11 protein-coding genes are annotated in these 8,398 nt (G+C 43.9%); all 11 read left to right on the top strand.

Annotated elements, in window-relative coordinates:
• The first annotated feature begins 136 nt into the window (after positions 1 to 136).
• Positions 137 to 748 carry a hypothetical protein gene (locus HZA08_11650; GenBank protein ID MBI5194077.1) on the top strand — a complete coding sequence of 204 codons (612 nt, stop codon included), beginning with the start codon at positions 137 to 139 and terminating at the stop codon, positions 746 to 748.
• 21 nt (positions 749 to 769) lie between these two features.
• On the top strand, positions 770 to 1,120 hold the full coding sequence (locus tag HZA08_11645) for a hypothetical protein (protein ID MBI5194076.1): 351 nt from the start codon (positions 770 to 772) through the stop codon (positions 1,118 to 1,120).
• A 59-nt stretch (positions 1,121 to 1,179) separates the two neighbouring features.
• Positions 1,180 to 1,638 (top strand): hypothetical protein, encoded by a 459-nt coding sequence (locus HZA08_11640; GenBank protein ID MBI5194075.1) that lies wholly within the window; start codon positions 1,180 to 1,182, stop codon positions 1,636 to 1,638.
• Positions 1,639 to 1,742: 104 nt separating this feature from the next.
• Positions 1,743 to 2,138, top strand: a complete 396-nt coding sequence (locus HZA08_11635) for a hypothetical protein (GenBank protein ID MBI5194074.1) — start codon at positions 1,743 to 1,745, stop codon at positions 2,136 to 2,138.
• Positions 2,135 to 2,854, top strand: a complete 720-nt coding sequence (locus HZA08_11630; protein MBI5194073.1) for a hypothetical protein — start codon at positions 2,135 to 2,137, stop codon at positions 2,852 to 2,854. The genes HZA08_11635 and HZA08_11630 overlap by 4 nt, the downstream gene beginning before the upstream one ends.
• Before the next feature lie 100 nt (positions 2,855 to 2,954).
• Complete coding sequence (locus HZA08_11625) at positions 2,955 to 3,566, top strand: hypothetical protein (GenBank protein MBI5194072.1); 612 nt, start codon at positions 2,955 to 2,957, stop codon at positions 3,564 to 3,566.
• A gap of 39 nt (positions 3,567 to 3,605) precedes the next feature.
• Positions 3,606 to 4,877: a hypothetical protein gene (locus HZA08_11620; GenBank protein ID MBI5194071.1), complete on the top strand. Its 1,272-nt coding sequence runs from the start codon at positions 3,606 to 3,608 to the stop codon at positions 4,875 to 4,877.
• Between the two features lie 83 nt (positions 4,878 to 4,960).
• Entirely contained in the window at positions 4,961 to 5,431 is a 471-nt protein-coding gene (locus tag HZA08_11615; protein MBI5194070.1) for a nuclear transport factor 2 family protein, read from the top strand.
• A 71-nt stretch (positions 5,432 to 5,502) separates the two neighbouring features.
• Entirely contained in the window at positions 5,503 to 6,321 is an 819-nt protein-coding gene (locus HZA08_11610) for an outer membrane lipoprotein-sorting protein (protein MBI5194069.1), read from the top strand.
• Positions 6,321 to 7,550 (top strand): ABC transporter permease, encoded by a 1,230-nt coding sequence (locus HZA08_11605; protein ID MBI5194068.1) that lies wholly within the window; start codon positions 6,321 to 6,323, stop codon positions 7,548 to 7,550. The genes HZA08_11610 and HZA08_11605 overlap by 1 nt, the downstream gene beginning before the upstream one ends.
• Positions 7,543 to 8,265, top strand: a complete 723-nt coding sequence (locus HZA08_11600; protein MBI5194067.1) for an ABC transporter permease — start codon at positions 7,543 to 7,545, stop codon at positions 8,263 to 8,265. The genes HZA08_11605 and HZA08_11600 overlap by 8 nt, the downstream gene beginning before the upstream one ends.
• Positions 8,266 to 8,398 lie beyond the last annotated feature (133 nt).

Below are 8,398 nucleotides of genomic sequence, written 5' to 3'. Positions count from 1 at the left end.
ATGGAGATTTTCGGATGAACCCACATGAACCAAGGTTCACAAAGGGACATGAAAATCAGCGGGACAAGAAAGTCCCGCCTATCCTCGTAGAGATGGATAGGCGGGGTTTTCTTACCCCGCCGGAAGGGATTTTCGGATGAATAAAGCTTCTTTAGGAATCATAACCTTGTTAATTCTGGCAGGCATTATCATTGTTGCCTCCTATCAATTCAGTGTAAAGACACATAGAGAGGTTGTAGAACACAGACCTCCAGTGCCGGATATTCCAGGCGCCCTGTTTTATGACATCTATGCAGCAGGCTCAGATGAGGGTAAGGCTTTTATGAAATATATGGAAGGTGAGACACGGCCTGTAGAAATGCCTGGATTTCATATGGACATTACATTGAATAGTCCGCAATATTTCAGACTACTCGCCAAGGCAGAGGCAAAACCCGGAGAGGATCGGGACAAGATATATCTGACCTATAAAGACCGTTTTGATTTTGAGAATAAAGTGGTATTTACGATCATGATGCACTCGGCGGCCGGACATCTATTCGATTATAAGCTGGAGAGGTTTACAGTGTTGCGGAGTAATGACATGGAATATGGGCCGGCAGAATGGACAGAATCAAACCGCTCGTCAGACTATCACCGCCGGGGCATGCTTGTATTCAAGGGTCCGTCCCCTATGAGAGATATAAGACTTGTATTTAAAGACCCCTCCGGCTATGGAAAGGATAAAATCCTTGAGTGGAAGGGATAAAAATAACGAGGAGGTGATCTTATGGATACTTTAAAACACCACCATATCAAATTTAAACAGGCTCCAGACTGGGATGAAACTGCCGACTGGGAGGCCAGGATAAAAGAGATAAAAGGAGTTAGCCATGTCAGGATAGGCCCGGATAATGGAGATATATTTGTGCAGTACGATATTCTCCAGTGCAGGGAAGAGGATATCGAGAGATGGATGATTGAGGCAGGATTTGTACTGGATGACAGTTTTAAAGAAAGGCTCAAGAGGGGGTGGGTACACTTTACAGAAGAGAATGAGCAGGCAGAGCTCAAGCACGGTGGAACTGCCCCATGTTGTGATTTAGAAGAGATAGAAAGAAAGAGAAAAATGGGAAAGTAGGGGGCTGAAAGAAAAGGAACCAGGAAAAGAGAAAAAGGCGGCCTGAATAGGAGGAAAAATTGCGAAAACAAGGTTTGATACCCCTCTGCATTGGAGTATTGATTTGCATTATATGGACACTTCCTGTCTTTGCCCAGCATGAGATCAAGACGGTGGCCGGCGTCAGGGTCATGCTGGGTGTGATCTCTGTGCAGGAGATCAAAGAACATCCTGAAAAGCATCATGCAATAAGGATGCATGGCGGACCAGGGGGAACCCACCACCTGCTTATCCACCTTGAGGATGAAAAGACAGGAAAGGAGATTACTAATGCCTTCGTTACAGTGACCGTCCACGACCCTATGGGGAGAAAGATAATCAGGAAACTCGATCCTATGAAGATTGATGGAATAACTGATTACGGGAACTACTTCGATCTTTCAGATCTCGGTAAATACCATATTGAGGCACTCATCAGACTGGAAAAGGGGGAGACGCGGGAGGCCTTCTTTATTATTGAAAGAGAACCGGGACATTAAAAGACATCAATGGGAGAGGTGATACCATGGAGGAACAACCGTGATTAGCACTGTCGGGTTGAATCCAGCAATAGACAAGATGATTAAGAAAGGAGGTGATATATATGAACAGACTTATTAAGCTGACTTTATTAATGCTGCTGTTGAATATCCCTTTGAGCTTTGCCGAGATGCCCGGCGGTATGATGGGTGGACAGACGCACCAGGGCCAGGGGGGGATGATGGGTTCCCAGCAGTCCAGGCAGATGATGAGCGGACAGATGATGCAGGACATGTCCAGCATCATGAACAGGATGAACGATATGATTCAGTCACACCAGGTGATGAAGGACCAGACCTCGATGAAACAGATGTCGGAGATGTTGAAAGAGATGTCCAATATGATGCGAGATATGTCCGACGAGATGGCAGCAGGGTCTATGAATACTGAGATGTCTAAGAAGATGCAGGAGAAGATGGACAGATTAAATGAGATGATGAAAAAACTTGAAAAGAAATGAAGAAACTTATTATCCTATTGATGCCCCTTTTCGCCTTATTCCCTAATCTTTCGCTTGGCGGAGGTGGCCGGACCTATCTTGAGACCGGCGCAGGGTATAAGACAGGTGATTTCGGTACACCGGTAAGGACAAACCTTTATTACCTGGCGCCGGTCTTAGGATATGTAACTCCTTCTTATAATTTTAGTCTGACTGTTCCGTATCTGTTCTTGAGCAGCGGGACAGATACAGGGATAGATACCGGTGCCGGGGACGTCATTATTCGCGGCGGGACAACGCTAATACCGGAGTTGGGCAGTGGAGCCTCTGTAGACGGGACTTTGGCGGTCAAGCTTCCCACAGCCGATGAGACCAAAGGATTGGGGACAGGGAAAACCGATGTGGGGAGCTTCCTGACGGTTACTCAGGAACTTGGAGCAATAAAGATGACCCTCGGCGGAGGGTTCATAAAGTTGGGAGACCCACCAGGTCAGGACTACAATGACATCTATCTTTACGACATAGGTATTTATACGCTGGTCAGGAAAACAGGACTATACACATCTTTGGAAGGGCGGACTGCATCAGTTCAGGGGGCCAAAAACCCATTGGAGGTCAATATCGGATTTATCCACGCCCTTAACAGCTTTTATATGTTAAAGGGAGACACCTTTTTTGGTTTCAACAAGGGGGGGCCGGATTTCGGCACAAGCATTGGGGTCGTCAGATGGTTTTGATAAAAATAGCTTAAATATGAATATCCCGGGAACAGGGGTTACACGAGGAGCTATTTGTTCAACAATAGGAGTAAAATTGAAAATACAAGGAGGGTCTTTTATGAATAAATTGAAAAGAGTAATAATATTAATGACAGTGTTTGCATTGTTTATTCCTGCCTTATCAACAGCAAAGATGACAAAACACGACGAGAAGGCGACTTCAGCCAGGATGATGGATGAAAAACATATGGAGATGATGCATAACATGATGCCGGTAATGATGCGCGATATGATGGATACGATGCATGAGATGATGGGGATGATGAAGGGCTATGATGAGACCATGAAGAAGGCTGAGGATGCCGGGGATAAAATGGCAGGAGATGAAAAGAAGGCGAGGGTACTTACCAGAACAAGTAAGTCAGGGGATGTAGCGGTTGATGTAACGTATCTAAACCCGGGGGAAGATAGCCCTGCCTTCAATATAAAGCTTGACACACACAGCTTAGACCTTGATCAGTATAAGCTGGAGGCAATAGTATCCCTGAGAGATGACAAGGGGAAAGAGTATGCTAATCCTGCTGTTGAGTCTCCGTCCGGTTCAGGCCATCACCGCTCAGGCGTGGTCAGATTTAAAGGTGTGGATATATCCGGGGCAACAGCTATATATCTGGTGATAAAAGATATGGCCGGTGCCAAAGAGAGAGTCTTCAGGTTTGACATAAAGTAATTCAATGAAAAAGCAAATTCCTAAATGCGAGTGAAAGAAATGAATCAGAATTTACAAACCATAATTAATGATTATACGGCTGATAAGGAAACGGTTTATAACACCTGGTTCGTAAACAATGAGGAGAGACTAAAAGCATTCCGCTCAATCCGAAGAGGGGTACAGCAAGTAATCAAGGATATTAAAGAAAAGAAATTTGGGAATGACTTTAAGGGTTCTTCCTTAGAATTTGTTTTAACTTGCATTACAGAACAAAAGCAAATATTTATAGGTGCTTCTCACCCGTTCTATTGGAAACCAAAGTTACGCATACCCGATATTTACGAAAATGAGAACAATAAAACGGCCTTTGGTCAATTTTTAGAAAATTGTCTTAACGCTACAAAAGAAGAACAAATCATTAAGGAAATAATTTTACTGGACCAACTCAAAATTAAAGGTCTGGGGCCTGCAGTTGCCAGTATTTTGTATTTCTTACATCCTACGATAATTCCGCCTTTCAATACATCTATCGTAAACGGCTTTAACTACCTTTTTAAAGACAATATAAAATTAGGTTCCTGGCAGGAATATCTTAAAATGCGTGAAGTAATTATACAAACTAACAACTCATTCAAAATGGATTTATCTAATGACTTAGGAGCATTTACAGGATTCCTGTTTGATATTGGGGTAAAAAAAGTCATTATAGGTGATGAACAATTTCTTTCTGAACAAGAAAGGGATAAAATCGAAGAACAATTTAAAAAACGACACAAAGAGGTAACAGATGAAAAAGAACAAGAAAACATGCACGCTGAGATGCAGTATCATCTTTTAAAGATTGGGTATTCTTTGGGTTATGATGTTATTAGTGCTTCAAACGATAGGTCAAAATGCCATAATGGAAATAGTTTTTCTTTTATCAGTCTGCCCCAATTTCCTGAAATGAATATTGATAAAGATACATTCAATACCATTAATCTAATTGATGTAGTATGGTTTGAAAAGGGAACAAACATGATTACAAGTGCATTTGAAGTAGAAAAAAGCACCTCTATTTATTCGGGTATTTTAAGGTTAACAGATTTATATTATTCATTTACACAAAATCCATCGGCTCTATTCTTAATTATTCCAGACAATAGAGAAAAAGAATTAATAATCCAATTAGGCAGACCTGCCATCAGAAACAGCAACATTCAAATTCATTACATCTTATTTTCTGAATTGAGGCAACATTGTGATGCAATTTGTAAATTCGGTGAAAGCAAAGACACTTTGAAAAAGATTGCGAAGGTAGTTAACTGTAATACTAAAAATCTTACATAACAAAACGCTGCCATGACTGCAAGCCCGCTGCGCTCCATTGTTACAGGTGAGCTTGGTCGTTAGGCAACAATAAGGAACGATTAATGGAACCAACTCAAGAACCAATAACCGGCAGCGAAGATCAGGGGAATCTGTCGTTACCATATCAGGCACTCGTCCAGTTCTATTGCGCTTTCAATAAAAGAGACATGTCTTTAATGGAGAACAACTGGGCGAATACAGACGATATTGCAATGGATAATCCGCTTGGCAGCATCAATCGCGGATGGAAAGGAATAAGACCAGTTTACGAGCGCATATTCAGTGGACCAGCAGAGGTCTATGTAGAGTATTACGACTACACCATCCACGAGACTTCCGAAATGTTTTACGCCGTGGGAAGGGAGCGTGGTTACTTTCGACTCAGCGGAGAAGAAGTTGAGTTATCCATTCGCACCTCTCGCATATTCCAAAAAAAGGATGGGCGATGGAGGCAGGTGCACCATCATGGGTCAATTGATGATCCCAAACTTCTGGAAAGGTATCAGTCAGCAGTGGCTAGTAAACCTGCATAGTTTGTCATTAGGTTTTAAGATTGCTATATAAAATTATACATAGTGTCCCTATAATTGTCCCAAAAGTCATCATGCCCGTGAAACTTGTCCCCGCAGATCGTAAACGGGGAACGGGAATCCAGAGGTTTTGCAACACATTTGCAGTGATCCTTTTTTGTCTTCTCTCTGCCTTACCCTCCTCAACAACTGCAGAAGAGATTGGCAGTGGCAGGGAGATTATAAGGCGGATGGATACACTTATGCGCGGTGATACAAATGCAGGCGTATATGAGATGACTGTGCGGGATCCCAACTGGGAGAGGACGCTCAGGCTTAAGGTCTGGGAGAAGAGGAAGGAGAAGAAGACCTTTATCAGGATACTTTCTCCAGCAAAGGAAGAGGGTATCGGGACCCTGAAGATAGGCTTTGAGATGTGGAACTACCTCCCGAAGGTGGAGAAGACGATAAAGGTGCCTCCGTCCATGATGATGCAGGCCTGGATGGGGAGCGATTTTACCAACGATGACCTGGTGAAAGAGTCAAGTATTGTTGAGGATTATTTGCATAGATTAACGGGTGAGGTAAAGATGGACGGCTTTGATGCATATCTCATAGAAGCGGTACCCAAGCCTGACGCACCGGTTGTCTGGGATAAGATACTCTACTGGGTGAGAAAGGGAGATTATGTCCCTTTGAGGCAGGAGTTCTACAGCGAGAGGGGGGAGCTGATAAGGGTGATGACCTTCTCCGGGATAAAGGAGATCGGGGGGAGGGTGATACCCACTTTATGGCAGATGAGGCCGGTAAAGAAGACTGGAAGAGAGACGACATTGCGGATTGTAGATGTTGAGTTCAACAAGTCTATAGATGAAGATGTATTTACATTGAGAAATCTTACGCGGGTGCGATAATGTCCATATTTTTAAAGATGGCATGGCGTAATATCCGGAGGAATCTGAGACGCACCATTATTACCCTGAGTGCCATAACCTTTGGTCTGGCGGCCATGATCGTATTCTTCGGTTTTACAGACGGCTTTCATGCCCAGTGGGTAGAGAACACGGTAAAAGCCTATACAGGACACATTCAGATATACAGGAGCGGTTACCGTGATGACCCACAGTTGAACAGGTCAATAGCTAATGCCGCAGAGATTATAAAAGAACTTAAGACAGAGTCTGCTGTTGACACCTACGCTGAGAGGGTGGAGGTTCAGGGACTCATCTCTACTGCAGAAAACTCTTATGGTGTGCTGATAAGAGGGATAGATCCCGGTGAGGAGGTAAAGATAACAGGCATTAAGGAGCGGATAATTAAAGGTGGTTACCTTAATAAGGATAAAGGAAGGGGTGTTTTAATAGGTTACAGGCTTGCTGAGAAGCTCAATGCAGAAATAGGGGATAAGATCGTTCTAATGGTACAGGCAACGGATGGTTCACTCACTGCTGAACTCTTCAGACTGCAAGGGACATTCAGGATGGGGGCTGTAGAGCTTGATTCATCGTTTGCTGTTGTAACACTTAAAGATGCCCAGGCGCTTTCACTGCTGGGGAACAGGGTTACAGAGATAGCTGTAATGCTAAAGAGCCCCGGGGATGTATTACCTGTCTCAAAACAGCTTAAAGAGAGGTTGGTTCCCTCAGGATATGAGGTGTATACGTGGGAGGAACTTATGCCTGCATTACAGGAGATGATAGGGCTGGACAACATATTTATGTATCTGATACTGCTTGTAGTCCTTGTGGTCGTTGCCCTTGGGATACTTAATACTATGATTATGTCTATTATGGAGAGGACAAGGGAGTTTGGCATAATGATGGCTGTAGGAACATCTCCGCGAAATGTGATACTGCTGGTCATGTTAGAGTCATTCTTCATAGGGATTATAGGTATTATCTTCGGGGCTGGCATAGGGATAGGGGTTAACAGGATTATTTCAATAAAAGGTTTTAACCTGTCCAGATGGGGAGGGGCTACGGAATTCTTTGCGATCTTAGATCCGGTAATCTATCCGGAGACGGATCTCATTAATGTCCTGTGGTCTTGTGCGATTGTATTTTTGACTGCACTTATTGTCTCTTTATATCCTGCTGTAAGGGCTGCAAGACTGAGACCTGCGGAGGCGATGCATTATGTTTAAGTCCCCCTTCTTAAAGATGGCATGGAGAAACCTCTGGCGGAATCCACGAAGGACTCTCATCACAATAAGCTCTATAACTATAGGGCTTATTGCCATTGTCTTCTACTTCGGATTTATGGATGGCATGAACCGGCAGACCCTTGAAAATAACATCAGAGGGCATTCAGGCCATATAAAGGTTTACGCTAAGGGATATAAAAAAGACCCGGCCATCTCAAAGAGGATTACAAATCCGGAGGGTATTTTAAAGATACTTTTAAGCGAGCCGCATGTACTCTATGCACTCCCAAGGATCAATACACAGGGGCTTGTTGCAACAGGTGAAAAGTCCGCAGGGGCCATGATCCTCGGGATAGATTTAAAGAAGGAGGAAAACGTCAGTGATTACAGGAGATATGTGAGGGAGGGGACATATTATATACCAGGCGGGGGAATCCTTATAGGGAAGGGTTTGGCAAAGCTGCTTAAGGCAGGTATTGGTGATACGCTATCTCTGATTGTTCAGGCCGCAGACGGGTCTATAGGCGCTGAAAATTATAAGATCGGGGGGATACTTTCTACAGGAGAGGCTGTTATGGACAGCAGCCTTGTTGTAATGTCTCTTGATGACCTGAGGGCGCTGACTGTAGCAGGAGAAAGCCTTACAGAGATAACAGTCATTCTTGAGAGCGCTGAATATACTGAAAAAGTTATGGGGGCGCTGGCGATGAGGTAACCCTTCAGTGAGGCGTGGGAACCCGGTCGTGGGGTAAGCCTCCTTTCCAATATTATGGGGGTTGTATGTACTATAGGTTTGATGGCGGTGAAGTCCCTGAAGGGAAGAGAAGTTTGAAGGGATCGAGGGTCAT

The sequence above is a fragment of the Nitrospirota bacterium genome (assembly GCA_016212215.1).
Lineage (GTDB): Bacteria > Nitrospirota > 9FT-COMBO-42-15 > HDB-SIOI813 > HDB-SIOI813 > JACRGV01.
This window is presented reverse-complemented; position numbering and strand designations above follow the sequence as displayed.

Excerpts from the sequence above, each read along its gene's own strand:
- HZA08_11650 (MBI5194077.1), top strand. The coding sequence starts at position 137 with ATGAATAAAGCTTCTTTAGGAATCATAACCTTGTTAATTCTGGCAGGC.
- HZA08_11645 (MBI5194076.1), top strand. The coding sequence starts at position 770 with ATGGATACTTTAAAACACCACCATATCAAATTTAAACAGGCTCCAGAC.
- HZA08_11635 (MBI5194074.1), top strand. The coding sequence starts at position 1,743 with ATGAACAGACTTATTAAGCTGACTTTATTAATGCTGCTGTTGAATATC.
- HZA08_11630 (MBI5194073.1), top strand. The coding sequence starts at position 2,135 with ATGAAGAAACTTATTATCCTATTGATGCCCCTTTTCGCCTTATTCCCT.
- HZA08_11625 (MBI5194072.1), top strand. The coding sequence starts at position 2,955 with ATGAATAAATTGAAAAGAGTAATAATATTAATGACAGTGTTTGCATTG.
- HZA08_11620 (MBI5194071.1), top strand. The coding sequence starts at position 3,606 with ATGAATCAGAATTTACAAACCATAATTAATGATTATACGGCTGATAAG.
- HZA08_11615 (MBI5194070.1), top strand. The coding sequence starts at position 4,961 with ATGGAACCAACTCAAGAACCAATAACCGGCAGCGAAGATCAGGGGAAT.
- HZA08_11610 (MBI5194069.1), top strand. The coding sequence starts at position 5,503 with ATGCCCGTGAAACTTGTCCCCGCAGATCGTAAACGGGGAACGGGAATC.
- HZA08_11605 (MBI5194068.1), top strand. The coding sequence starts at position 6,321 with ATGTCCATATTTTTAAAGATGGCATGGCGTAATATCCGGAGGAATCTG.
- HZA08_11600 (MBI5194067.1), top strand. The coding sequence starts at position 7,543 with ATGTTTAAGTCCCCCTTCTTAAAGATGGCATGGAGAAACCTCTGGCGG.